We start from the raw sequence: 25,411 nt of genomic DNA on the forward strand, positions 1-25,411 counted from the left end.
CGCGCCCCATGGCCCCGCATCGCCATGCGGGGTCATGATTGACGAGCAAGAGGAAGACCATGCGCATTGCCATCCTTGCCCCACCGGGGGTGCAGTCCCTCGATGTGGTGGGCCCAGCGGAAATATTCTGGGAGGCGGCCCGCCGCTTGGGCGATATGAGCGCCTACGACGTGCAGGTGATCTCCACCGGTGAGCCGGCCATCGGCGGCACCGGTCAATTGCGCTTCCTCGCCGATCGCAGCATTTACGATCCGGACGAACCCATTGATACGTTGCTGGTGGCGGGCGATCCCTCCTTTCAGGAGATTGACCCGCAGGTCATCGCTTGGCTGCAACGTCGCGTGCCGACTGTGCGGCGTTACGGCTCCATCTGCACCGGTGTCTTTCTGCTCGCGGCGGCGGGACTGCTGGCGGACAAGCGGGTGACCACCCATTGGGAATGCGCCGACCGCTTCACCCGCCAGTTTCCAGACATTCGCCTCGACACCGATGCCATCTATCTGCGCGACGGGCCGCTGATCACTGCGGCTGGCGTCACAGCGGGCATCGACCTTGCGCTCGCACTGGTTGAGGAGGACCACGGGCGGGACATCGCCATGATCACCGCGCGCTATATGGTGGTGTTCCTGCGCCGGCCGGGCGGCCAGTCGCAATTCAGCGCGCATCTGGTGGGTCAGATGGCGGAAACGACCCTGATCCAGAAAGCGCAGGCCTATATTCTCGCCCACATCGCCCAGCCCTTGTCCGTGGATCATGTGGCGCAGGCGATCGGCATGAGCCCACGTAATTTCGCGCGCGTGTTCCGGCGGGAGTTGGGGCTGACCCCCGCGGACTTCGTCGCCGCCGCTCGGGTGGATGCGGCCCGCCGCCTGCTGGAAGACAGCACCCAGCCTTTGCAGCGCATCGCGGCGAACTGCGGCTTCGCGGACATGAACACCATGCGCCGGGTCTTCGCCAAAACCATCGGCGTAACACCTGCGGCCTACCGCAGCCGCTTCCACACAGGCCAGGAAGTCCAGACCACGACCGCCGCCCGCCGGCCCCGCCGCTCCGCCACGCGGGACAACGACACCCTCACCTAGCGCTTCTTCAGCTGATTATCAGGTAAGATCCGTCTTCGGCAGTGCGAACATCGTGATGGCGGTTGTCGTTAGAGTTCCTGGGGTGGCGCGCTCAGACTCCCCGCCGGCTACGTTCAAAGCCGCGACTTTGCCGAACGCGTCAGCAATGAAATCCATGAAGACGATCGCCCGGCGGGGCAGAAGGCGGTTGGCGGCGTAGAGGATGTGGATCGGCACCGGTGGCGCCTCGTGGTCCGCCAGCAACCGTCTCAGGCGGCCCGCCTTCAGGCCTTCATCGAAGAGCCAGGAGGGACCGAGAGCGATCCCGAGGCCCGCCTCGGCCGCCTCGCGCACGGCTTGCGGCGCATTTACCCGAAGACGGCCCGTAACGGCCACCTCGGTCTCCGAGAAGCGCCACACCGCGCCGGTCGAGAGCAGCGAATAAACGATGCAGTCGTGGTGGGCGAGATCGTGCGGGGTTCGAGGCGTGCCGCGTTCCTTGAGGTAGCTGATCGCGGCCACGCAGATGCGTTCGAAACGCCCAACGCGGCGGGCGCGCAGCGCGCTGTCGCTTAGATGGCCGATACGCAGGGCAAGCTCGGCACCTTCGTCGATCAGGTTCACAAACCGATCCGATATCTGCAAGTCGAGGTCCAGATCGGGATAGGCCCTCAGGAAGGTTGGGAGCAGCGGCATGACGAATTCATGGGCGAGCGCCGTCGGACAGGCGACGCGGAGGAGCCCAGCGGGCGCGATCTCGCTCTTCAGCCCGGACTCGGCTTCGGCCACCGCATCGAGGATCCGTCGCACCTCTGCGTAATACCTCTCGCCTTCCGGCGTCATATGCAGCTTCCGGGTCGATCGCTGCAGAAGTCGACGCCCAAGGTGACCTTCGAGCGCCGCAACGTAACGGCTGACATTTGGCTGGCTGAGGCCGAGATCGCGCGCTGCGCTTGAGAAGCTCCCCGTCTCCACGGTCCGGGCAAAGCATTGCATCAGCAGAAAACGGTCCATGGTCCATTATACAATAGCTGTAATAATACTGTGCAATCTGGCCCACTTATAAGGATTTAGCAATGGGCGCAGATTCGGGTTGATCCAGAGGCCACGAGATTTTCGGCGGGCGGGCGCGCATCTTGGGTGAGCGGATCTATCATCGCCCGTAGGGCGCCTGGTGATGATGGTACGCAGGGTGGGGCGCGCCCTTGGCTTCCTCCGACGGCACCGGATTGAAGAAAAGTATCCCGACGAGTGCACTGACGAGCTTAACCGCGAGGATGAGTGCTATACAGGCTGGCCACCCTCCAGCCGCATAGGCGAAGCCCGGCAGGAAGGCTCCCACGCTACCGCCAGCATAGTAACAACAGACATAAACGCCCGCGGCGGAGGACTTCGCTTTTCCGGCAACCAAACCCATCTGTCCGGTCGCTGCCGTCTGAGCGACGAAAACCCCGGTCGAGATCAGCGCAACACCAATCAGCGCGATGATCAGATCGGGAACAAGGGTCAAGAGGATACCTACGGTGCTGGTCGCCAACGCTGCTATCAAGCCGGTCCGATAGCCCACCCGCCCCATCCATCTCCCTGCAATCGGATTTGCAAGTGCGCCGAAGAGATTCAGCAGGAACATGAATCCTAGTTCAGCTTCGCTCAAGAGAAAAGGCGGTTTTACGAGATGAAATGTTATGTAAGTGAAAGTGCTGACAAACACGAAGAGGTTGTTGAAGGCACATGCGAAGATTGCGATCATGCTCGGATTCTTTAAATGACGACCCATGTTTCGCAGGCCGATTGTGATATCGCGTTCCCGCACAAAGTTCCGTGATTTCGGTAGAAACCGCCAAACGCACAAGCCGCCAAGTGCAATCACGCAGGCCAAGACCGCAAACGCGGTCCGCCAGCCCTGATAATCCGCCACAAGACCCGAGATGACTCGGCCAGACACACTCCCCACGACACCTCCGCTGACATAAGCGGACATGCCGAGGCCGACGTTCTTTCCGGCCCATTCTTCGCCAACGTAGGCGAGAGTGACGGAAAAGATACCGGGGATAAAAAGGCCTTGAATGAACCTCCACATGATCAATTGCTGGAGCGACGTTGCCGTCGCTGCGAGGGCCACAGGAATGGCAAGCCCCAAAATGCAGGTAACGATGACGGATTTGCGTCCGATCGCGTCGGCGATCACGCCCGAAATCGGTGCGGCGATCGCGACAGCCAACGTCGTTGCTGTGATGGTAAGGCCGACTTCCTTCGCGCTGGTATTGAAAAGATCCACCAAGGACGGGAGGAGCGGTTGAGTGGCATACACCGCCAGGAAGGGACAGCATGCGCAGAGCGCAACTGCCCAAAACCGCTGCCGATCAGACACATGGGTATGGGCGGCTGCCGAGGCACCTGGTTCGACCCTAGTGGACATTTTTGGCCTCATGATTTCGAACGTGATCTCATGTGCCAAGAATCTAAGAACTATGTCGGTGACGTTCGCTCGCTTCAAAGCCACAGTTCGTCGCAAAACGGTCAAAGGGCAGGCCAGTCTGTCGGGCAGCGACGATCGAAGCCGAAGATGACCTGCAGCGATGGGTCAGATTGATCGTTGCTTTGAAAAATAAGCGCTCGGAGCGGCGCCCAGGATCCGCCGAAACATCGCGCTGAACGCGCTCGGACTCGAGTATCCCATGTCGAGAGCGACCGAAAGGATCGGTTCTCCTCGCGCGATCTTAACAAGGCCGGCGAGAAGTCTTGCCTTTTGGCGCCATTGAGCGAAGCTCATCCCCGTTCCACTCAGGAATTGTCTTGCCAATGTCCGTTCGCTCGCGCCGACGATTTTGCTCCAACCGCCGAGCGTGAGATCGGCTGATGGATCAGCCAATAGCGCCTCGCAAATGCGAGCCACGCGCCGGTCGGCCGGAATAGGGAGATGAAGCGAGAGCACGGTGAGGGTTTTGATTTCGTCCAAGAGAACAGCCATCAAGCGCACAAGGCGCGAGGACTTGCCGTCTTCCTGGCTTCCGACTTCTACTGCGCGAAGAATGACCTCTCGCACCAACGGCGAAACTTCGATAACGGTGCAGCCGGTCGGAAAGGCCTGCTCGAACTCGGTGCCCGGCTCGAAGTAGAGCGTCCGCATTTTCAGGATGCCCGAGGCCTGGATTTCATGCTCGATCCCGGGGGGCAACCACACAGCGCGCTGAGGTGGAACAACCCATGCACCGCTGTCAGTTGTAATTCTCATCACTCCCGATGATGCGAAGACCAGTTGCGAGCGTCTGTGGGAATGCCGGGCGACCAGAGCATTCTCAGGATAATCCTTGGCCATTGTGGCGACCAGGAAGCCGTCCTGTCGTTCGCCGGGATGCTCGGGCGGTAAAGAAATCCTGGTAGTCATAAGAAATCACCAGCCGCCGCATCATTTTGCTTAAAACAGGCGCGCGGCGACATCCCGAGTGCGCGCAAAAACATCGCCGGGAAGGTGCCAGGGTTATTATAGCCGAGAGCCAGTGCCGTCTCCGTGATCAATTCACCGGCGACCAGCCTGGGCAGCGAGACTGCGAGGCAGGCTTGCCGGCGCCAGGTCGTGAAGGTGGAACCGTTCTTGTGCGGAAACAAGCATTGCTTCATCTGACCGAAATAGCGTCAGTCCGACGGGCGCGGGCCGCAGAGACGGCGGTGAGTTCGGCCATGTTTCTTGTACCCCACTCGCACAATGGTTGGAGTGATCTGCAGAGGTCTTGGCCAAATCCCGTCAACTCATACTCGACGTGAGGGGGCACTGTTCGATAATCAATGCGCCTCACCAAGCCATCCGTCGACATCTCCCTGAGCTGCTGGCTCAGCATCTTTTCGGTCACATTGCCGACCAGCCGCCGCAGTTCTCCGAAACGCCGGGGAGGCCCATACAGATGATAAAGGATCAGGAGCTTCCATTTCCCGCCGACGAGATCGAGGACCGCTTCCATTCCGCAGCCGAACGATGCCTTTGACATTTCCGCCTCGCTAAAACAGGCACTTACTTTTTAGTGTGTACTTGCCTCGAGTCAAGCTTCGGTTCATTTCCCATGCCGACGACCGACCCGCGCAGGATCGCCGATAGCGGAAGGAACCATGGCCATGGCAGAAAGTCTTTTTGAGCCCGCCCGCCTGGGGGCTATCGAAATCAAGAACCGCGTGGTCATGGCGCCCATGACCCGCGGACGGGCGGAGAATGATGGCCTGATCCCCACGCCGCTTATGGCCGAGTATTACGCGCAGCGCGCCGAGGCGGGCCTGATCATCTCGGAGGCAACGTGGCCCAGCGCGGACTCAGTCAGCTTTCTGAACGTACCCGGCCTCTTCACCAGAGATCAGACCAAAGGCTGGGCCAATGTGGTGGAGGCCGTTCACACTGCGGGTGGTCGGATCTTTTCCCAGCTCGGGCATACCGGCGGCGTCTCTCACCCCTTCTATCGCAACGGTGAACCACCGCTGGCTCCCTCCGCCGTCGATCTGCGTGAGAAGACCTTCATTCCCAGCGGGTTTGTCGACGTTCCGGTTCCACGCGAAATGACACTGGACGACATCAGGCGGACCATTCGCGACTTCGGGCTTGCTTCCGCCAACGCCAAGGCTGCGGGGTTCGACGGGATCGAGATACACGCAGCCCACACCTACCTCTTTCCAGAGTTTCTCCATACCGCGACGAACCTTCGCAATGACGATTACGGCGGCTCCATCGAGAACCGTAGCCGAGCCTTGTTCGAGGTCATCGAGGAAGTGCTCTCGGTCTGGGGCGCTGGACGCGTTTCCGTCAAACTTAGCCCCGGAGTCCGCTCTGGGCTGGTCTCCGCAAACGAAGATAATGCCGAGACGTACGGCTACGTCTTCCAGAAATTGAACGAATACCCGCTGGCATTCGTCCACGCCTTGGCTTTTCCCGATGCGCCCGAGGGTACGCCTGCTCATGAATTTGAGGATCTACCGACTTGGGTTCGGCAATTCTACAAGGGCCAAATGATCGTTGGCGGTGGCTACGATAAAGAAAAGGCACAGGCCGCGCTCGATGCTGGCCTTGTGGATGCTGTGGCATTCGGCGCGGCTTTCATCTCTAACCCAGATCTCGTTTCTCGTTTGAAGATGAGCTATCCGCTTGCTCCCGCAAATCCGGAATTATTCTATACCGGCGGCGCCAATGGCTATACGGATTATCCACGTTACGCTTAAGCGGCACGCCCTAGCGCGCGGACGAGCATGCCGGCGAGCGTACGGAGCTCAACGTGGCGGATGCCCACCGTCAGCTCACCGATGCGTTCCATAACTTCAAGGCCTCCGCCGGGACTAGCGGTCGAGCCACCGATGGGCGGGCCAAAGGGGTTCGGGAGAAGCGCGGGCTAGGAGACGGCTGCATCGATCCTCCCACGTCCACAAACGCCGTCCGCGCACGCATGTGCGGATGAAGCGCCGCTTCATCCAGGTCGAGGATGGGCGAAACACAGGTATCGCCGTTCTCAAGCAGCGCACACCATTCCGCTTGCGTCCTCTGCCGGAAGATCCCTGCAAGGTTAGCCTTGATTCGAGACCAACTGGAAGTGTCGTCGCGGTCGGCCTCATCCTTTTTGTTCACGCCAATCCGACGACATAGTTCACGCCAAAAGGGAAACTCTATCGCGCCAACGGCAATGTAGCGCCCGTCAGCACATTCATATGTGCAGTAAAACGGGGCTGCGCCATCGAGCAGATTGCTGCTGCGCCGCAGGTTCCACCGCCCATGCGCCCGCATGTCGTAGAACGCCGACATCAGGGACGTCACGCCGTCGCACATGGCGCAATCGACAACCTGTCCCTTCCCAGACCCCGCGCGTTCAATGAGAGCCGCAAGAATGCCCATGACGAGGTACAGGGCCCCCCCGCCATAGTCGCCGATGAGATTTAGCGGCGGGATAGGACCGGTTTCTTCGGTCCCGATTGCGGCAAGAGCACCGCTCAGCGCAATGTAGTTGATGTCGTGTCCGGCGATATGCGCGAGGGGCCCCTCCTGGCCCCAGCCCGTCATTCTCGCATAGACGAGCCCTGGCGCCTTCGCACGAACGGTGTCTGGTCCGAGGCCCAGCCGCTCCATGACCCCCGGACGGTAGCCCTCGATCAGGACGTCGGCCGCGCAGCAAAGCGCGAGCGCCACCTGAGCGTCGCATTCCTGCTTGAGATCGAGAGTGAGCACGTTGCGATTTCGCGATGTGGTCGTATCAAAGTCACTGTCGTCACCGCCACCGTGCCGTGTAATGCGCAGGACGTCGGCCCCCATGTCGGCCAACAGCATGCCAGCAAATGGGCCCGGCCCCAGTCCATGGAATTCCACAATGCGGATCCCTGCGAGGGGTCCTTGCTTCGCTTTCCGCGTCTTCGCTTCGTCCATTCTCGCTTCCCTTGCGAACTCCGCTGTCGAAAAACCTCGTCTGCTGCCCCGCGAAAGTCCCAATCGTTCGACGGCACCGTCGGTTCGAAGCAGCGTCGTCGACACGTCTTTTTCACGCGTGCAGTTCTGTGGTCCTCGGGGCCTTGGCCATGAAGCGTGCTGGTATGCCTAGGCAGCGGAAATCCGGTAGACACGGCTTGCGGTGCGCCAGAAGAGATCGTCCTTCTCATCCGCTGAGGCACCCGCCGCGAGGCGCTTGAATGCATTCCACAAGACGTCGTACCCGCAGGAGATCTCGTCGACAGGAAAGTTGCTTTCAAACATGCAGCGGGCTGGGCCGAACGCGTCGATGCATATATCGACATAAGGCTTCCAAGCAGCAGCCAGGTCTTCGGACGATGGCGGGCGCGGCAATTCATGAAATCCGAAACCGCCGAGCCGCATGCCCAATCCACCCAACTTGACCGTGACGTTCTGGCAGGTTGCGATATCACGGATGCCCTTTTCCCAAACGCGCAAGACTTCGTCCCTCATGCCGGCATAGGGGCCAATGCCGATGGGGCCGCCGACGTGATCGAGAATGATGTTCGCATCCGGAAATGCACGGGCGAGATCGGCGACATCGCTGAGCTGCGGGTGATACACCCAGCTGTCGAAAGTCAGCCCCATCCGTGTGAGGACCGCAAAGCCTTCCCGGAAGGCGGGCTCGCGCAGCACACCTTCGGGCGGAGTGCGAATTGTGGTGCGCACCGCCTCGTTCCGATCCCAGGCGGTGGACTGCCTGATGCCCCGAAACCGGCCGGCACCGACTTTCAAATGGGCGTCGAGCACCTCTTCCACGGCTGCACCCTGGCGCAGGTCCGCATATGAGATGATACCTGCACAGACCCCATAAGGGATGTCGCGGGCATCCGCCTGCTGGCCGATCCGCGCGGCAAAGGCTGTTTCACCTGTCGCGCGCAGATGCTCCGGCCCCGTCGTCAGATAGCCCTCCGTGCACTCGGCGAAGATCGTGGCGATGATGTTGTGTCCGCGCGCGCAGTCGGCCTCCAGTTCGTCGAGCAGATAGCGTTCGCGCGGCGCATACCAGAGATGATGGTGAGGATCGATGATCGGCTGGGCGGGATCGATGATCGGCTCCTGATGCAGGGCGAGCCAGTCTTTGTTAGCACTCGGGAGAATCGACCTCCCCACGGCCTGCGGCTTTGATTCCATTCCTATCCCTTTCGCACCATCTCGTTCTTAGCATCGTGTCGCCCTTGAACACGGCACAGAACAACCGTCAGCCGCCTCGAGGCGACCGTCGGACGGTGTCATGTCAAATAAAAAAGTCAAGATTGATTTTTTATGTCTGCCTGCAGCAGTGCGATCAGGGTTGTGGAGAGTATCGCAATCTGACGTTCGACCTTCGCGGTTCTCCCCTCTTCGATCTGGCGAAGTGCGATTCCGCGCAGGGTGTCCAGCATGAAGCGGCGCAGATCCACAAGCTCGTCCGAGGGCACGTCGGCATCAGCGAAAATGCGCACCCAGTCACGGTTCCTCTGCTCGGAAAATCGGGTCATTTCCGCCATCAAGCTGGCGTGAACAGTCGCGTTGAATCGCTCGTAAAGGCGGATCTCAAGGGCGGCGACATAATCCACGCTTCCAATAGTATTCCAGTAATGCTGTATTATCCTGGCTACGCGCTCTGAAAGAGGTAGGGCAAGAATGTGTGAAACCGAAATATCTAGATCAAGACTTTCGGCAATCTTGCGTCGAACGGCGACAAAAATTTCGTCTCGTGATTTGAAATGATACTGGAGTGCTCCTCTAGAAACGTCGGCGTATTCGGCCACAGCCATGGTACTGAAGTTCGAATGACCCTTCTCGCGGAGCAGTCTGATCGCAGCATGGATCAGCCTTTCGCGCGTCTCGATGCTGCGCTCCTGTTTGAGGTGGCCTCCATTGGGGGCGGTGGGCGGGTCGGAGATCGCCCCCTTTGGTGACCGCTTCTTTTGCGCGCCGTCCTTCATTCAGCCGACAATCCTTGTCCGATCAAATGCTCCCGCCGTGCCCGTCCGGTCATGAGCACGTCGGCTTGGCCGTGCCTGGCCATCGTCGGATTGAGAGTGGGGCGCCTCCATCCGAGGTGCAAGCGTTGAGCGATTGACGCGTTAAAAAAAATCACTAATGATGATTTTAATAACACAGCGCTGTCGTATGGACTGCGGCGCGCACGGGACGGCAACGCATCGTCGAGCAAGGAATGGGCGAAATCGAAATGACTACGTTTGCCACCGCTGGGCAGATTGTCCCGGAGGACAGCTTCAGCAGCTTGCTCGACCGACTTCCGCGTGAGGCGGAGCTCTTGAGCTGGGAGGGCGTTGCTTTCACCGCCGGGGAGATCCGGCAGCGCGTGGGTCGGTTGACCCATGGACTTGCAGAGCTTGGCCTCCGTCGGGGCGACCGGATTGCGGTCATGTTGCCGAATTCGCCCACATGGGTCGTGCTGGTCTTCGCCGCGGCTCGCCTTGGTGTGGCAATCGTTTCACTTAATCCACGCCTCGGTGCGAAAGAGGTCCGGGATATTGTCATTCGGACTGGCGCCGTAGCCCTGGTGCACGACAGCGGATATCGCAATGGCGCAACCTTGCAGACGCTCGCGACGGCGGGCGAATTGCCCAGCCTGCGCCATGTGATAGATGCTTGCCCCGAGCCGCGGGCGGGCTTGGCCGCCGGTGCTCCCGTATCTTCGCTGACCTCGCTTGATTTGGACCGTCCAGGCGAAATCAGCATCGGAAGGGCGGACGATCCCCTGCTGATACTGGCCACCTCGGGGACCACGAGCCTACCAAAACTCGTCGTGCATCTCCAAGGCCGTGTCGTACGCCATGCGCGTCATGGGGGGCGAGTCCTGGGGCTGGACGAGGCAGGTAGCCGCGTGTTGCTGATGCTGCCGCTCTGCGGTGCCTTCGGATTCACGGTGGGCTTTACGACCATTGCGGCCGGGGCCGTGCTTTCTCTGCGTGATGGGTTCGCGCCGGAGGCGGACGTGACCTCCATGCAAACTGAGCAGATCACAACCGTCTTCGGCACCAACGACATGTTGTTGAAGTTGCTGCAGGCGTCCGAAGAGCGGCGCCCGTTTCCCAACCTTCGATACTACGGTCACGCCAATTTCACGCCGGGCCTCGATGATCTCCCCGCGGAAGCGGATGCGCGGGGCGTTCGGGTTCGCGGTTGCTTCGGTATGACGGAGACGCTCGCATTATTCTCCGCCCAACCCGATGAGGCTCCCCTCTCACAACGGCAGCACGGTGGAGGCTTCCCCGTTGACGTCGGCGCGACCTTTCGAATTCGCGATCCTGAAACGGGTGTTCTGCTCGGCGTTGGAGATGTCGGTTTGCTTGAGGTCTCCACGCCGAACATAATGGCGCAGTATCTCGACGATAACGAAAGCACACATGCCGCTTTCACCGGCGACGGATACTTCCGCACCGGGGACATCGCACGGAAGGAGACCGACGGCAGTTTCACCTTCATTGCGCGCCACAGCGACGTGTTGCGCATTGGCGGGTATCTCGTGAGCCCGGTCGAGATCGAGGATGTCATTCGTCGACACGCTGCCGTCACTGCTTGCCAGGTCGTGTCTGTGGCCCTGTCCGAGGGTGTGCGGCCGGTGGCGTTCCTTGTGCTCGAAGCCGGTGCTCAATTCGATGCGGTGCGCCTTGAGCGCGCCTGTCGTTCGGATCTCGCAATCTACAAGGTCCCGGTACGCTTCTTCGTCTTGGACAGCCTGCCGGTGACCGACGGGCCGAACGGATCGAAGGTCAAAAAGTCTGCGTTGCGGGAGATGGCGAAAGAAATTATCGTCAAGTGACGATATCAAAGAACAAAAATATATAATGGGAGGAAATGATGAAAAATAGGACCGCCATTGGCGTCGTTTTGCTTTCCGGAATTCTATCTATTTCGGCTGCATCCGCCCGTGATCTGCAATACAACACCTATCAACCGAGCACCCACGGAGCGGTGCAGGTCACCGAGAAACTCGGCGGCCTCCTGAAGGAAAAGTCAAAAGGTTCACTCGGCTTGATCGTACAATCGGGTGGAAGCGTGGCGTCGGGCAAGGCAACACTCTCGGTGATCAGTGACGGTCTCATTGACGCCGGCCTCGTCACCGACGTCTATGTCCCAGGCGACCTGCCGAATACGGTAATCGGATCGAACCTCGCACTCGAAGGCACGAACGCCTTCGTAATGTCGGCGGCCATGACCGAATACGCGCTTTTGAATTGTCCCGGCTGCAAGTCGGATCTTGAGAAGCTCAACGTCATAAATCTTGGACATCACTCGACTGGATCCTACAAGCTTCTCTGCAAGCCGAAAGTCGCGACACTCAGTGATCTTGCTGGCAAAAAAATAAAAGCTGCCGGCCCCTGGACGAGGCTGGTTGCCTCATGGAAGGCCTCCTCCGTCAATATTCCATTCAACGATGTCTATGAGGGCCTGGAACGTGGACAGCTCGACTGCGCCGTTGCTCCAGACAGCGCCCTGACCGACTACGGGCTTTACGACGTGGTCAGTACAGTGATCGACTATCCCATCGGGACCTATCACGGTTACCACAGCTTCGTGATCAATCGCGATGTTTGGAAAAGCCTTCCGAAAGCGGATCGCGATCTGCTCATCGCCGAAATGCCGATGTTCATAGCAAAGCTGGCCGCCGTCTATGAAAAGGCGAATGCGGACGCGCGCGCCGCAGCTGAGGCGAAGGGCATTAAGTATCGGGACGCCGGGGAGGACCTACGCCAGTCTATTGCAGCCGCGCGTACCGAAGGACGGGCCACGGCGCTTACCGATGCGCGCAAGCGTGGGATCCAGAACCCCGACGAAAGCGTGGCAATCTTCACCGGATTGGTGAAGAAGTGGAACGATAAGATCGGCGACGGACCTGTCGACGTTGATGCTTTCGCGGCGATGTTGAAAAGTGAAATCTACGACAAGACCAAGTTTTGACGGGAGGATGGACCGATGCGCCTTCTGATCCGTGTCGTACAAGGTATCATCAAAGCGTGCGGTGCTTTGGGAGGCCTTATCATATTCCTCATGATGGTACACATCTGCCTCGACGTTGCGATACGCAATCTAAGCTCAACCCCGCTCACCGGCACCGTGGAGATCGTTTCGAGCTACTACATGGTGGCAGCGTGTTTCCTGCCGCTCGGCTTGATCGAACTGAGGGGCGAGCAGGTGTTCGTCGAGGTTTTCACTCAGCGGCTTCCACAGCGTGCGCAGCAATTTATGGACTTTGTTGCCCGCGTAGCAACGGTCGCTGCCTTCGGCGCAATTTCCGTGAGCAGTGCCATATATGCCTATGACATGACGAGACGGAACGAGTTTCTTGACCTCGTCTATTATGACCTGCCGATCTGGCCCAGCCGGTGGATGGTGTCGATCGGCTTTGCCGTCGCTGCCCTGGGCGCCTTCTGCGTCGCTCTGCGCACCCTCACGGGACATGGAGCAAGCCGTTTCCTTCAGCACGGTCCGTCAGCGGAGCTCTGAGCATGTCGTCAATCACCGTAGCCGTCCTCGTGCTCGGGCTATTGCTGTTGCTGCTCGTTATCCGCATCCCCATCGCGCTCGCGTTGATCGCGAGCGCGATGACCGGAATCGGAATCCTGCGCGGCTTCGACACTGTCTGGACCACGGTCGCCAAACTTCCCTACGATTTCGCCGCCCATTGGTCGCTTTCCGCCATCCCCATGTTCCTGCTCATGGGGAGCATCGCCTTCAACGGTGGCCTGACTGCCAGTCTGTTCGATGCCTGTCGGCTCTGGATGGGTCGCCTGCCCGGAGGGCTTGCACTAGCTGCTAATTTTGCCTGCGCCATGTTCGCTGCCGCGTCGGGATCCAGCGTGGCGACCTCCGCGGCCATGGCCAGAATCGCCGTGCCGGAGATGTTGAAGAGCAATTATGACCCTGGCCTTGCGACAGGTGTCGTTGCGGCTGCAGGAACGATTGGAGCAATGATTCCGCCGTCGATCGCCTTCATCATCTACGGGTGGTACACAGGACAACCTATAAAGTTACTGCTCATCGCGGGTATCCTTCCGGGAATTCTAACCGCAGTGATCTATTCGATCTTCATCATCGCAAGGGTGAAGATGAACCCGGCCCTGGCGCCCCAGCTCACCTATCGTCCCACCGAGGCGGAGAAAGTGCGGGCGCTCATCGCCATCTGGCCGATACCTGTGCTGATATCGATCGTCATCGGCAGCATGTATAGCGGCATCGCCACCGCCACCGAGGCTGGGGCGATAGGCTCCGCCTGTGCACTGGTCATATGTGCCTTTCGAGGCAACCTGACCTTCCGGATGCTGCGCGACAGCATCGGCGATGCCACCAGCAGCACGGTCATCATCATGATCATCGCGGTGGGCGCGTCTTTGCTCGCGAAGTTTCTGGCGCTCAGTGGAATGCCGCAGGCCATGGGGGGCTGGGTGGTGGATCATTCGGTATCGGCGTCGTCGGTGCTGGCCTTTACCATCATTCTCTATCTGATCCTCGGCATGTTCCTCGACCCAATCGGAATCATGCTCGTCACCTTGCCTGTCTTGTTGCCGATGTTCGAGGCGCTGGATCTGAACTTGATCTGGATGGGTGTTCTGATCGTGAAGCTCATTGAAATCGGCCTCCTAACCCCGCCAGTCGGCCTCAATATCTATGTTGTCAAGGGCGTGATGGGAGATCAGGTCAAAGTGGAAACCATCTTCAAGGGCGCCTTTCTGTTTCTTGCGGCGGAGGTGGTAATCACGGGGCTGCTCATCGCCTTCCCATCGATCAGCTTGGTTCTGCCAAACGCAATACGCTGACTGATTTCGGCGCCCGGCTCGCTGGCGAAGGCGCGCATCGTCCCCATGCCTTGAGGCTTGCACCTTCAGGCATGGGTTGGCCACCTTTCCCCGCGTCCGGGGGCGGACATGGAACCGACAATGGAAGACGTAAACGCGATTGTCGCCGAAACTGCCACGCGGCTGTTTCGCGACCATATTGATCATCACGTGCTGGTGGATGCGGAAGCCGGGGCCCTCCCCAAGTCTCTCTGGAACGCGGTGGAAGAGGCGGGCCTGACGCACGCCATGATCCCGGAACACGCCGGTGGCGTTGGATTGGATGGGGTCACGGCCGCCAACCTCGTGCGGCTCTTGGGTTATCACGCTGCGCCGCTGCCCTTGGCCGAGACCATGCTCGCCGCTCGCCTTCTGGCGGAAGCCGGCCTCGTGCCACCCTCCGGCCCACTAACGGTTGCGGCGGCAGGTGGCGGTTCCGGCCTTGCGCTGCGGCGCGCGGGTGACGGCTGGCATCTTTCCGGGGAGGCGGAGCGCGTACCTTGGGGACGCTTCGCAGGCGCCCTGGCGGTGGTGGGAGACGTCGGGGGCGAACGATTGGTGGCGCTCGCCGAGACCGCCCAGTGCACGGTCGCGCGGGGAACCAATCTCGCCCTCGAGGCGCGTGACAACCTTACCTTCGACCTTCGCCTGTCCCCTGAGCAAGTGGCGCCTGCCAGCGTCGGAACGAGCGAGTTGAAGTTGATGGGAGCCGCGCTCCGGAGCCTGGCTCTCGCCGGTGCTCTCGATCGCGTGCTCGAGCTGACGGCGGGCTACGTTGGCGAGCGTGTGCAGTTCGGCCGCACCCTCTCAAAATTCCAGGCGGTGCAACAGTCCATGGCGGTCCTCGCCGGTCAGGTGGCTGCGGCAGGTGGCGCAGCCGATCTCGCGGCCGAAGCGCTGGCGGGGTCCCTCAGCTTCGTACGTGTCGCCGCCGCGAAAATCCGGAGCGGCGAGGCCGCCGGGATCGCGGCCGGCCTCGCCCATCAACTGCACGGCGCCATGGGCTTTTCCCACGAGCACATGCTGCACTTCTACACCAGGCGCCTCTGGGCGTGGCGCGACGAGTTCGGCGGCGAAGCGGAATGGAGCCGCGCCCTCGGCGCCCAAGTGCTGCGCCAGGATGCGGATGGCCTCTGGCCTTTCGTCACCGCCGCTTGAATCTCACGGATCGATCGATGTCATACTTCAGCTATCCCGCCGCTGTCCTGCCCGCGAGTGCCGAAACGTTGCGCGCCGAGGTGCGGGAATTCCTCGCCATCGAGCTCAAGGATCGCGGGCCGCTCGAGCGTGCCCAATCTTGGATGGGATTCGACGCGGATTTCAGCCGTAAGATGGGGGCACGCGGCTGGATCGCTATGACTTGGCCGAGGGCCTATGGCGGCCACGAGTCCACGGCCCTGCACCGCTATGTGGTCCTGGAGGAGATGCTCGCCGCCGGGGCTCCGGTGGCCGCCCACTGGATCGCCGACCGCCAGAGCGGACCGCTGCTCCTGCGCTATGGCACCGAGGCGCAGCGTCAGAAGATCCTCCCCCGCATCTCGCGGGGCGAGTGCTTCTTCTGCATAGGCATGAGCGAGCCCAATTCGGGCTCGGATCTCGCTGCGGCGCGCACCCGCGCCGAGCCAGTGGAAGACGGCTTTCGCGTGACGGGCACCAAGCTCTGGACCACCTACGCTCACCATGCCCATTACATGATCCTACTCGCCCGCACGGAACCTGGAGAGCGTCACGAGGGGTTGTCGCAGTTCGTTGTGGACCTTGCGACGCCAGGGATCACCATCCGGCCGGTCCTCGACATTTCAGGCGCGCATCACTTCAATGAGGTGCATTTCGAGGACGTCTTCCTGCCAGCCGACAGCATTGTCGGGCAACCCGGCGACGGCTGGAAGCAGGTAATGGGCGAACTCGCGTTCGAACGTAGTGGGCCGGAACGTTTCCTTTCCTCCTTCGAACTGCTCAAGGCGCTGGTGCGGGTGTTGAGCGAAGATCCGTCGGATATTGCCCGCGAGCAGGTGGGCCGCCTCATGGCCCATCTCGTCGTGCTCCGGCGCCTGTCCACCTCGGTGGCCGGCATGCTCCAGGCTGGACAGGACCCGCAGTTCGAAGCCGCCGTGGTGAAGGACCTCGGTGCTCTTTTCGAGCAGGAGATCCCCGAAATCGCCCGCCGGCTGGTGGCCTGCGAGGCGTCCCTTGAATCGCAGCATCGCTTCCTAAACGTGCTCGCCTACACCATGCTCGCGGCGCCGTCCTTCTCCCTGCGCGGTGGCACTCGGGAAATCCTGCGGGGGATCATCGCCCGCGGTCTCGGGCTGCGGTGACCATCGCCCCCGGCGACCGAACGAGGGCCTGGGGAGCATAGCGGCCGACACCGCATTCTTCCGAAGTGCCCGTCGACCGGGAGATGGTCTCTCCCGGCGAGGCCATCTCCCTTCTTTTCGCAGTCTGTCCCTACATACGCTCCACGATCATAGCGATGCCCTGACCGCCGCCGATGCACATGGTGACGAGGCCATAGCGCTTGCCGGTCCGGTGCAGGTCGTAAAGAGCCTTGACGGTCAGGACGGCGCCCGTCGCCCCAACCGGATGGCCGAGCGCGATGGCACCGCCGTTCGGATTCACCTTCTCCGGATCGAAGCCAAGGGCCTCGGACACGGCGCAAGCCTGGGCGGCGAACGCCTCATTGGATTCGATCAGGTCGAGGTCTTCCACCGAAAGCCCTGCCTTCTTCAGCGCTATTTGGACCGCGGGAACCGGCCCCATGCCCATCTCGGAAGGATCGACCCCGGAAAGCCCGTAGGAGACGAGCCTGGCTATGGGCGTAAGCCCGCGCGCTCGAGCTGCGCCGGCTTCGGCGAGGAGGATGGCAGCCGCTCCGTCATTGATGCCTGAGGCATTACCGGCCGTCACCGTGCCGTCTTTCTTGAAGATGGGCCTGAGCTTCGCCATCTCGGCGAGGCTCGTGTCGGCGCGAAAATGTTCGTCCGTGTCGAAGGTGGCGGTGCCCTTGCGGGTGGTAACCTCGATGGGTGCGATCTGCTCCGTGAAGCGGCCTTCGGCCGTCGCCCGCGCCGCCCGGCGGTGGCTCTCCACCGCGGCCTGATCCTGCGCCTCGCGGGAGATCTGGTAGCGCTCGGCCACGTTTTCGGCGGTCACGCCCATATGACCGTGGCCGAAGGGATCGGTGAGTACGCCTACCATCATGTCTACCGCCTGGGCGCCGCCCATGCGCTGGCCCCAGCGGGCTTCCGGCAGGAGATAGCCGGCGCGGCTCATGCTCTCAGCTCCCCCCGCGAGTGCGATGGAAGCATCGCCGAGCATGATGACCTGGGCCGCGCTGATGATCGCCTGGAGGCCCGAGCCGCAAAGGCGGTTCACAGTCATTGCGGGAGATTCCTTGGGCACCCCCGCCTCCATGGCGACCACGCGGGAGATGTACATGTCCCGCGGCTCGGTGTGGATCACGTTGCCAAACACGGTGTGACCCACCTCCTGAGGTGCGATGCCGGCGCGGGCGATAGCCGCCCTTGCGACATGGGCGCCGAGGACAGTGGGGGGCACCTCCTTCAGCGCCCCGCCGAAGCTGCCGATCGGCGTGCGCGCGCCGGAAAGGAAGACGACCTCGGTCTGGCTCATGGATTAGCTCCTTCCAGTATCTTGTGGGGCAACGCCACGATCCCAAGGCAAAGCGGCGGATGTCGTCTCCGCGACCATCGTCCCCGGGCCGCGTGCCTCAGGCCTTGGCGCGGCCGGAGATGAAGCGGTCGACGGCGGCCTTGTGCTCCTGGGTGGACGTGACCACCGCATAGTGGGACGAGATGAGGTCGAGATTTGTCCTCAAGTCGTTGCGCAGGCCCTGGTAGATCGCCCGCTTGATGAAGCGCAGAGGAAGTTCCGGCGCCTTGGCGATCTTGCGGGCGATGGCCATGACCTCTTCCATGAGCCTGTGGTCGTCGATCACCTTGTTGACCATGCCGATGCGTAGCGCCTCGTCGGCATCCACGAAGTCCGCGGTGAAGAACAGCTCAAGTGCCTTGGCCGTCCCCACGATGCGGGGCAGGAAATGCGCCCCACCGGCGCCGGGCACGAGGCCGATCTTTATGTAGGTCTCGGCGAACCGTGCGCTCTTCGCCGCGTAGCGCAAATCGCACATCAGGGCGAGGTCGAGGCCTGCGCCGGTCGCCACACCGTTCACGGCCGCGATCACGGGCTTGTCTAGGTCCTCCAGCGTGAGAGGAATGCGCTGGATCTTCTCGAACAGCTCCGCCTTGCGTTGGGCCGGCTCCTGGTCGAGCCGGTCGGCCATCTCCATGATGTCGCCGCCGCTGCAGAAGGCCGAGCCGCCGCCTGTGACGACCACCACCTTGATCGCGGGATCGGTGCGGCACTGCTGGAGTGCTTCGGTCCAGGCCGCGATCATCTCGAAGGTAAAGGCATTCATGCGTTCCTGCCGGTCAAGCAGGATCGTGGCGATGCCGTCCTCGATACTGAACTTCAAGTGCTCGCTCACGAGATCTGCTCCATGGTGCTTCGGGTGGGCTTCGCCCGTCGGGCGTGGATGCCCACGTCCGAGCCGCTTGCCGCAACCCAAGGCCTCACGATGTCGAACCAAGGCTGAGCCCGCCGCAGACATAAAGTGTCTGGCCGGTGGTGAAGCCGCCGTCGACCGAAAGGAAAAACGCGACGGCCGCGGCGACCTCCTCCGGCCGGCCAACCCGCTGCAGCGGCACGTTGGCCATGAACCGCTCGCGGATTTCGGATCCCTTTGGCTGGAGTGCGGCGAACATTTCGGTCTCGATGGGGCCGGGCGAAACCACGTTGACGGTGATGCCGTCCGACGCCAATTCGAGCGCCGTGGACCGCGCGAGACCCGATAACGCCGCCTTGGATGCGGAGTAGGAAGCGCGTTCCACTTTCCCCAAGGCAGCCCGGCTGCCGATCATCACCACACGGCCGAATTTCGCCGCTCTCATGGGCTGGGATAGGGCCTGCATGCCCCAGACTACGGACTGCAGATTGACGCGGATCGTCCGCTCGAAACCGTCGTCCGTTATGGCCTCCAGCCGCTTCGCGTCGACGAATCCGGCGTTGGCCACGAACCGCGTTGGCGCGAATTCCTCGGCGATATCGAGGAACGCCTGCTTCGCGCTGGGCTCGGCCAGATCGACCGGCCGGAATATTCCGTCGAAATTGGCGGGGCGGGTGCGAGCAACGCCGATCACACGGTATCCGTCCGCGGCGCAGCGTGCCGCGATCGCGCTGCCGATGCCTCGGCTTACTCCCGTCACAACCACAGTTTCTTGTTGCATATCTGAACGTGCTCCCTTTCTTTCTGCTTTCACCGGCCGCGCCAGCGGGGTGCCCGCCGTTCGGCGAACGCGGCCGCGCCTTCCCTTGCGTCCTCGGAAACGAACACCGGATCGGTGAATTCGGCCTGGCGCGCAAATATCTCCGTCGACGGCCAGTCGGCCTGACGCCTGAACACCTGCAACGTGGCTGCTACGGCCAGCGGACCGTTGGCGGCGATGGTTCTGGCCAACTCCAGGGCCAAAGCGAGTGCCTCTCCCGGCTCGGCGATCCGGTTGATGAGCCCCGTCGCATAGGCATCCTCGGCGCCGATGAAATCGCCCGTCAGTAACAGCTCCAGTGCCCGGCGGGGCGCCATCTGGCGCGGCAGGCGCATCAGACCGCCGGCCCGGGCAACGAGGCCCCTCTTGACCTCCGGCAGGCCGAAGCGCGCGTTTCTCGCGGCGACGATCAGGTCGCAGGCCAGCGCGAGCTCGAAGCCGCCCGCCAGGGCATAGCCTTCCACCGCTGCAATCAACGGCTTTGACGGCAGGGCTTCGGTGAGGCCGGCAAAGCCCCGCCCCTCCACCTTGGGGATCTCACCGGCAAGGAACGCCTTCAGATCCATGCCCGCGCAGAATGCGCCACCTGCGCCGGTCAGAATGCCGATGCGCAGTTCCGCGCTCCCCTCCAGCCGGTCGATCGCAGCGGCGATGCCCTCCGCGGTGCGCCGGTTCACTGCATTCTTGACCGAGGGGCGATTGATGGTGATGACCGCGACCCCATCAGTCGCCTCGAACAACACGTCGTCCATGGAAGCAACCTCAGCGGGGGGCCATGCGGATGGCACCATCCAAGCGGATGGTCTCACCGTTCAGCATCGGATTCTCGATGATCTGCGAGGCCAGCAGGGCAAACTCCTCGGGGCGCCCGAGCCGTGCCGGATGCGGCACCTGCGCTCCAAGTGATCGCCGCACGTCCTCCGGCAGGCGTGCCAGAATAGGTGTGTCAAAAATGCCCGGAGCAATGGTGCAGACCCGGATGAGCCGGGCCGCCAGATCCCTGGCCGCAACCAGGGTCATTCCGACAATACCAGCCTTGGCGGAGGCATAAGGGATCTGGCCGATCTGACCTTCATACGCGGCGACGGATGCGGTGAGAATGAATACCCCCCTCTCTCCGTCCACGACGTCGTTCTGCGCCATGCGGGCGGCCGCGAGGCGCAGGACGTTGAAGCTGCCCACCAGATTAAGACGGATCAGCCCCTCAAAATGCTCGAGCGAGCCGGGATTACCCTCCTTGTCGAGAATGCGCAGCGCCCCGCCGCGACCGGCGCAATGAACAACGGCTCGGAGCGGCGCGCGTGCCGCCGCCGCATCGAACACCGCGGACATCTGCTCGCTGTCCGTCACGTCGGCCGCAACAAACTGCACGTTCGGGCCAAGACGCTCGGCGTGCTGGGCCCCGGCCGAGCCGGGCAGATCGGCGATCACGACGAAGACACCCTGCCGGGCCAACCGTTCCGCCGTAGCGAGCCCGAGGCCCGAGGCCCCACCTGTTACGACGGCTGAATTTCCCGCGATGTTCACGCGACGTCTCCTCTTGATCGTTATAGGCGTTCGATGATGGTGGCATTGGCCATGCCACCGGCCTCGCACATGGTCTGCAGGCCGAAGCGTCCGCCATTCTGTTCCAGAGCGTGGAGCATGGTGGTCATGACGCGCGCGCCGGACGCGCCGAGTGGGTGGCCCAGGGCGATGGCGCCGCCGCGGGGGTTGAGCCGCGCGAAATCACCGCCGATCTCCCGGTGCCAAGCCAGCGGCACGGGCGCGAACGCCTCGTTCACCTCCACGTGATCCATTTGGTCGATGGTCAGGCCCGATCGTTCCAATATGCGGCGGGTCGAGGGGATAGGCGCGGTCAGCATGAGCAGCGGATCATCACCATAGACATCGAAGCCGACGACGCGGGCGCGCGGGCGGAGACCCAGACGCAGGGCCGTCTTCTCGCTCATCATCAGCAGGGCTGCCGCCCCGTCGGTGATCTGCGAGGAGTTGCCGGCCGTCACCTGCCATTTGATCTGCTGGAAGCGCTCCTTGACCGACGCGTCCTCGAAGGACGGCTTTAACTGCGCCAGGCCGTCGACCGTTGTGGACGCACGGATGACCTCGTCGTGCGTCACGGTGATGCCGTCCGGCGTCCTGACCGGCAGGATCTCCGCATCGAAGGCACCACTCCGCTGGGCTTCCGCCGCCAGCCCCTGGGAACGAGCCGCAAAAGTGTCACAATCGGAACGTGTAAGCCCCCATTTCGCCGCGACGAGTTCCGCCGCTATGCCTTGTGAAACGAGCCCCGGTGCAAAGCGCTTCGTCACGGCCGGACCAAAAGGATCGGCCCCCATGCGGGCGCTGCCCATGGGGACGCGGCTCATGCTCTCGACACCACCCGCGATGACGATGTCGTAAGCCCCGGCCATGATGCCTTGCGCCGCGAAATGAACGGCCTGCTGGCTCGACCCACACTTTCGATCGATGGTGGTCGCGGGGACATGGGTCGGAAACCCGGCTGCGAGCACAGCCATGCGTCCCGGTGTCGCCGATTGCTCACCCACTTGAGAAACGCAGCCGATGATCACGTCATCGATGCGGCCTGCATCAATGGTGTTGCGCTCGACCAGGGCAGCCAGCACCTGGGCCAGCAGGTCGGTGGGATGGACCGACGACAGGCTTCCGCCGGGCTTGCCCCGACCGCTCGGCGTGCGCAGGGCATCCACGATGACGGGTATGTTCATTTTGAAACGTCTCCGATTTCGTCAGAAGGGCAGGACGTCAGAAGGGGCGCCCGTTGCATCGGCATAGAGGACGCAGACGGCCTCGGGGGCATCGTGCACGGCGTCGCCGATCCGTCGGACTTCGCGGCAGTCGCCGATCGAGATCGCTGCAACCCGCTGCAGCTCGGCGGATCGAGGGCGCGGATCCGTCCAGGTGGAAGAGCGGGTCGGAGCGCATCACACTGACTTGGCGGCTTTGGTGGACATGGTATTGCGCGCGATCACGAGCTTCTGGACTTCCGATGCACCTTCGTAGATGCGCATCGGACGAATATCCCGATAGAGACGTTCGACCACGCTCCCCCGCGCCACACCGAGGCCGCCGAACAGCTGAACGGCGCTGTCGATCACGCGCTGCGCCGCCTCGGTCGCCCCGAGCTTCGCCAAAGCCGACTCGCGCGACAGGCGCCCCTCTCGCGTGTCCTTGGCCCACGCGGCGCGATAGACCAGAAGCGCAGCGCTCTCGAGATCCAGCACCATATCGGCGATACGGCTTTGGATCGTTTCCAGCTCCGCCATGCGATGGCCAAACATGCGTCTCGCCTCGACCCGCTCCAGGGTCTCCGCAAGGGCGCGCCGCGCCATCCCAACGGCGGCGGCTCCAACGGACGGGCGAAAGACATCGAAGGTCGCCATCGCCGCCTTGAAGCCGGCACCCGCGCTGCCAATCATGTTCGTTTTGGGAACACGGCAATCCTCAATCTGCAGGCCGGCGATAGGATGGTCGGCGACGAGCCGGAGCGGCGACGTCACGGTGAGGCCGGGTACGTCCGCGTCCACGATGAACATCGAAAGCCCGCGGGCCCCGGGCGCTTCGCCGGTGCGAGCCACGACGACATAGAAATCGGCGGCACCGGCGTTCGTGATCCATGTCTTCGCGCCGTTGAGGACATAATGGTCACCGTCCGCCGTCGCCGTGGTGGCGACAGCGGCGACGTCGGAGCCGGCATCGGGCTCGGTCAACGCAAACGCGGGTATGCGCTCGCCGCGTCGGCAGGGATCGAGATAGTCCTGGCGCTGCCGCTCCGTGCCGGCCTGCCACAGGGGCGCCGTCGCCAGACCCTGAATGATGAATACACTGTCAACCAAGGCGGACTTGTAGGCCAGCGCCTCGCGGATCAGGCAGATGGCCCGCACATCGAGACGCTGGCTCGCGGCCCGTCCCGGAGCCGGGACGACATAGTCAAGGAAGCCCCACTCAGCCATTTCCCGGGCAAAGCTGCGGCACTCCCTGGCGAAATAGGGGCTCCCGCCCTCGCCCTCATCCTGCGACTGCGCCTGCCATTCCTTCAGGCGTGAGGCAAGATCGCGATGTGAGGGCGCGAAGAACGGCAGATCCCAGATATCCCAAGCACGCATGACAAACCCTTTCCCGCTCGCGCGGGCTCTTGGCGTTTCCCCCCGGCGATCTGCTCGCTCTCTTGCATTAATAAATCAACATAGATTTTTTTATGTCAATCCATTTTGTGCGGCGCCACGATCACGCGTCGGACCACACGCCTCGCGGCGCCACCCTTGAATTTATTGAATTTTATCAACATATTTAGCTTTTGATTTGCCGCTGAAGCAACCGGATAGGCTTCTTTCTCGAGCCGCGAGAGATGGGCTCAAGATTCTTCAAAAAACATTCAAATTCGCTTGTTTCATTCCGAGACTTCGTTAGGCTTCCCCAAAACGATCAAGAATATCCAAAGGGACGACGCGCCTGCCGGTCATTCACGACGCGTATCGGCAGGGTTCTTGAGGAGTCGGAAGATGAATTGTGCCTTGTCTAGAATTTCGAGGTATCTGCTCGCGCCGATTGCCACAATCTGCCTGCTGAGCGGCCCAGCAAACGCGGCTGGTTTCGAGGTGAAAATTGGCATTCTCACCGACATGAGCAGCGTATTTGCGGACCTCGTCGGCCCTGGCTCGGTGCTTGCCGCACAGATGGCCATCGATGATTTCATCGCAACTGAGCAGCCTAACTTCAAGATCACGCTGGTCAGCGCTGATCACCAGAGCAAGGCCGATGTCGCGACGGCGACCGCCCGGCGCTGGATGGAATGGGAAGGCGTCGACATGGTCGCGGACATTGCCGGCGCCTCTGTCTCGCTCGCCGTCTCGAAGCTGGCACCGACAATGAACAAGTTGGTCATCGCCACGGCGTCCGGTCAAAACAGCCTATCTCAAGAGGATTGTCAGGTTAACCTGATCCAATGGACCTATAATACATATGCAACATCGCGTATTACCGCCGATATTGTGACGCGGCAAGGACACAAATCATGGTATTTCGTCACTGCGGACTATGCGGGTGGTCGCTCCGTGCGGGATGATGCAAAGATCGGCATCGTCGACGCGGGAGGTAAGCTGCTCGGGGAATCGCTGCATCCCTTCGGAACCAACGATTTTTCATCCTTTTTGCTGAAGGCGCAGGGCTCGGGCGCCGACGTCATCGCATTCGCCAGCGCCGGAGCGGATACGGTCAACTCAATCAAGCAGGCCGTCGAATTCGGGCTCAACAAGTCAATGGTAATGGTGGGCGCTCTTGCATTCATCGGCGACATCAACGCCCTGGGTCTTCAGACCGCCCAGGGCATGTATCTGACGAATGCTTTCTACTGGGATCGCACCGAAGCAACGCGCGCATGGTCCAAGCGCTTCTTCGAGAAGCGTAATATGATGCCGACGATGGCTCATGCGGGCCTCTACTCCGCGGTCAGCCACTATCTGCGCGCGGTCAAGGCCGCTGGCACCGACGACACCGCGGCAGTGCTCGCCAAGATGCGGGAGCTGCCGGTCCACGACATGTTCGCCGAAAACGGCACGCTGCGAGAAGATGGGATGATGACACACGACATGTATGTTTGGCAGGTGAAGTCGCCAGCCGAGTCCAAATATCCTTGGGACTACCTGAAGCTCGTCAAAGTCGTTCCTGCCGCCGTAGCTTTCCATCCGCTTTCGGAAAGCAAATGTCCTTTCGTCGCAAGATAGG

At 61.8% G+C, this 25,411-nt stretch carries 24 protein-coding genes; 9 read left to right on the plus strand and 15 right to left on the minus strand.

Annotated features, from left to right (window positions below):
- The first annotated feature begins 59 nt into the window (after positions 1 to 59).
- The gene (locus V5F78_RS13310; protein ID WP_394071044.1) at positions 60 to 1,082 is read left to right on the plus strand and encodes a GlxA family transcriptional regulator; all 1,023 of its coding nucleotides are present in this window, start codon (positions 60 to 62) and stop codon (positions 1,080 to 1,082) included.
- A gap of 18 nt (positions 1,083 to 1,100) precedes the next feature.
- On the opposite strand, the gene V5F78_RS13315 is transcribed toward V5F78_RS13310, so the two are convergent.
- The 5 genes from V5F78_RS13315 to V5F78_RS13335 all read right to left on the minus strand — a co-directional run bounded on the left by V5F78_RS13315 (position 1,101) and on the right by V5F78_RS13335 (position 5,047).
- The gene (locus V5F78_RS13315) at positions 1,101 to 2,075 is read right to left on the minus strand and encodes a LysR family transcriptional regulator (RefSeq protein WP_394071045.1); all 975 of its coding nucleotides are present in this window, start codon (positions 2,073 to 2,075) and stop codon (positions 1,101 to 1,103) included.
- Between the two features lie 139 nt (positions 2,076 to 2,214).
- The gene (locus V5F78_RS13320; RefSeq protein ID WP_394071046.1) at positions 2,215 to 3,480 is read right to left on the minus strand and encodes an MFS transporter; all 1,266 of its coding nucleotides are present in this window, start codon (positions 3,478 to 3,480) and stop codon (positions 2,215 to 2,217) included.
- A gap of 165 nt (positions 3,481 to 3,645) precedes the next feature.
- Positions 3,646 to 4,449: a helix-turn-helix domain-containing protein gene (locus V5F78_RS13325; RefSeq protein WP_394071047.1), complete on the minus strand. Its 804-nt coding sequence runs from the start codon at positions 4,447 to 4,449 to the stop codon at positions 3,646 to 3,648.
- Positions 4,446 to 4,670, minus strand: coding sequence for a helix-turn-helix domain-containing protein (locus tag V5F78_RS13330; protein WP_394071048.1), 225 nt, complete (start codon positions 4,668 to 4,670; stop codon positions 4,446 to 4,448). Before V5F78_RS13330 ends, V5F78_RS13325 begins: the two co-directional genes overlap by 4 nt.
- A gap of 8 nt (positions 4,671 to 4,678) precedes the next feature.
- Positions 4,679 to 5,047, minus strand: coding sequence for a winged helix-turn-helix transcriptional regulator (locus V5F78_RS13335; RefSeq protein WP_394071049.1), 369 nt, complete (start codon positions 5,045 to 5,047; stop codon positions 4,679 to 4,681).
- A 118-nt stretch (positions 5,048 to 5,165) separates the two neighbouring features.
- Between V5F78_RS13335 and V5F78_RS13340 the strand changes: the two genes are divergently transcribed.
- Complete coding sequence (locus V5F78_RS13340; RefSeq protein ID WP_394071050.1) at positions 5,166 to 6,260, plus strand: alkene reductase; 1,095 nt, start codon at positions 5,166 to 5,168, stop codon at positions 6,258 to 6,260.
- Between the two features lie 70 nt (positions 6,261 to 6,330).
- Here V5F78_RS13340 and V5F78_RS13345 read toward each other — a convergent pair whose 3' ends face one another.
- The 3 genes from V5F78_RS13345 to V5F78_RS13355 all read right to left on the minus strand — a co-directional run bounded on the left by V5F78_RS13345 (position 6,331) and on the right by V5F78_RS13355 (position 9,461).
- On the minus strand, positions 6,331 to 7,449 hold the full coding sequence (locus V5F78_RS13345; protein WP_394071051.1) for a CaiB/BaiF CoA transferase family protein: 1,119 nt from the start codon (positions 7,447 to 7,449) through the stop codon (positions 6,331 to 6,333).
- 168 nt (positions 7,450 to 7,617) lie between these two features.
- On the minus strand, positions 7,618 to 8,664 hold the full coding sequence (locus V5F78_RS13350; RefSeq protein ID WP_394071052.1) for an amidohydrolase family protein: 1,047 nt from the start codon (positions 8,662 to 8,664) through the stop codon (positions 7,618 to 7,620).
- Between the two features lie 116 nt (positions 8,665 to 8,780).
- Entirely contained in the window at positions 8,781 to 9,461 is a 681-nt protein-coding gene (locus V5F78_RS13355; RefSeq protein WP_394071053.1) for a TetR/AcrR family transcriptional regulator, read from the minus strand.
- 233 nt (positions 9,462 to 9,694) lie between these two features.
- Here V5F78_RS13355 and V5F78_RS13360 point away from each other — a divergent pair, with 233 nt between their 5' ends.
- The 6 genes from V5F78_RS13360 to V5F78_RS13385 all read left to right on the plus strand — a co-directional run bounded on the left by V5F78_RS13360 (position 9,695) and on the right by V5F78_RS13385 (position 16,639).
- Positions 9,695 to 11,308: an AMP-binding protein gene (locus tag V5F78_RS13360; protein ID WP_394071054.1), complete on the plus strand. Its 1,614-nt coding sequence runs from the start codon at positions 9,695 to 9,697 to the stop codon at positions 11,306 to 11,308.
- Positions 11,309 to 11,346: 38 nt separating this feature from the next.
- Positions 11,347 to 12,447: a C4-dicarboxylate TRAP transporter substrate-binding protein gene (locus tag V5F78_RS13365; RefSeq protein ID WP_394071055.1), complete on the plus strand. Its 1,101-nt coding sequence runs from the start codon at positions 11,347 to 11,349 to the stop codon at positions 12,445 to 12,447.
- Between the two features lie 15 nt (positions 12,448 to 12,462).
- Positions 12,463 to 12,993 carry a TRAP transporter small permease gene (locus tag V5F78_RS13370; RefSeq protein WP_394071056.1) on the plus strand — a complete coding sequence of 177 codons (531 nt, stop codon included), beginning with the start codon at positions 12,463 to 12,465 and terminating at the stop codon, positions 12,991 to 12,993.
- Between the two features lie 2 nt (positions 12,994 to 12,995).
- Positions 12,996 to 14,303: a TRAP transporter large permease gene (locus V5F78_RS13375; RefSeq protein WP_394071057.1), complete on the plus strand. Its 1,308-nt coding sequence runs from the start codon at positions 12,996 to 12,998 to the stop codon at positions 14,301 to 14,303.
- 120 nt (positions 14,304 to 14,423) lie between these two features.
- Positions 14,424 to 15,479, plus strand: coding sequence for an acyl-CoA dehydrogenase family protein (locus V5F78_RS13380; RefSeq protein WP_394071058.1), 1,056 nt, complete (start codon positions 14,424 to 14,426; stop codon positions 15,477 to 15,479).
- A 17-nt stretch (positions 15,480 to 15,496) separates the two neighbouring features.
- On the plus strand, positions 15,497 to 16,639 hold the full coding sequence (locus V5F78_RS13385; protein WP_394071059.1) for an acyl-CoA dehydrogenase family protein: 1,143 nt from the start codon (positions 15,497 to 15,499) through the stop codon (positions 16,637 to 16,639).
- A 130-nt stretch (positions 16,640 to 16,769) separates the two neighbouring features.
- On the opposite strand, the gene V5F78_RS13390 is transcribed toward V5F78_RS13385, so the two are convergent.
- The 7 genes from V5F78_RS13390 to V5F78_RS13420 all read right to left on the minus strand — a co-directional run bounded on the left by V5F78_RS13390 (position 16,770) and on the right by V5F78_RS13420 (position 23,793).
- Complete coding sequence (locus V5F78_RS13390) at positions 16,770 to 17,954, minus strand: acetyl-CoA C-acyltransferase family protein (protein WP_394071060.1); 1,185 nt, start codon at positions 17,952 to 17,954, stop codon at positions 16,770 to 16,772.
- Between the two features lie 97 nt (positions 17,955 to 18,051).
- Complete coding sequence (locus V5F78_RS13395) at positions 18,052 to 18,828, minus strand: enoyl-CoA hydratase/isomerase family protein (protein ID WP_394071061.1); 777 nt, start codon at positions 18,826 to 18,828, stop codon at positions 18,052 to 18,054.
- Positions 18,829 to 18,913: 85 nt separating this feature from the next.
- A complete protein-coding gene (locus V5F78_RS13400) occupies positions 18,914 to 19,627 on the minus strand; it encodes an SDR family NAD(P)-dependent oxidoreductase (protein ID WP_394071062.1) in 714 nt (237 codons plus the stop codon).
- 29 nt (positions 19,628 to 19,656) lie between these two features.
- Positions 19,657 to 20,409: a crotonase/enoyl-CoA hydratase family protein gene (locus tag V5F78_RS13405; protein WP_509276233.1), complete on the minus strand. Its 753-nt coding sequence runs from the start codon at positions 20,407 to 20,409 to the stop codon at positions 19,657 to 19,659.
- 19 nt (positions 20,410 to 20,428) lie between these two features.
- Complete coding sequence (locus V5F78_RS13410; RefSeq protein ID WP_394071064.1) at positions 20,429 to 21,193, minus strand: SDR family NAD(P)-dependent oxidoreductase; 765 nt, start codon at positions 21,191 to 21,193, stop codon at positions 20,429 to 20,431.
- A 20-nt stretch (positions 21,194 to 21,213) separates the two neighbouring features.
- Positions 21,214 to 22,395, minus strand: a complete 1,182-nt coding sequence (locus V5F78_RS13415) for a thiolase family protein (RefSeq protein ID WP_394071065.1) — start codon at positions 22,393 to 22,395, stop codon at positions 21,214 to 21,216.
- A gap of 216 nt (positions 22,396 to 22,611) precedes the next feature.
- Entirely contained in the window at positions 22,612 to 23,793 is a 1,182-nt protein-coding gene (locus V5F78_RS13420) for an acyl-CoA dehydrogenase family protein (protein ID WP_394071066.1), read from the minus strand.
- Positions 23,794 to 24,189: 396 nt separating this feature from the next.
- On the opposite strand from V5F78_RS13420, the gene V5F78_RS13425 reads away from it, so the two are divergent.
- Positions 24,190 to 25,410 carry an ABC transporter substrate-binding protein gene (locus tag V5F78_RS13425; RefSeq protein ID WP_394071067.1) on the plus strand — a complete coding sequence of 407 codons (1,221 nt, stop codon included), beginning with the start codon at positions 24,190 to 24,192 and terminating at the stop codon, positions 25,408 to 25,410.
- The last annotated feature ends 1 nt before the right edge of the window (position 25,411 follow it).

Origin of the sequence: Roseixanthobacter glucoisosaccharinicivorans (genome assembly GCF_043195095.2) — a bacterium.
Taxonomy (GTDB): Bacteria; Pseudomonadota; Alphaproteobacteria; order Rhizobiales; family Xanthobacteraceae; genus NCEH01.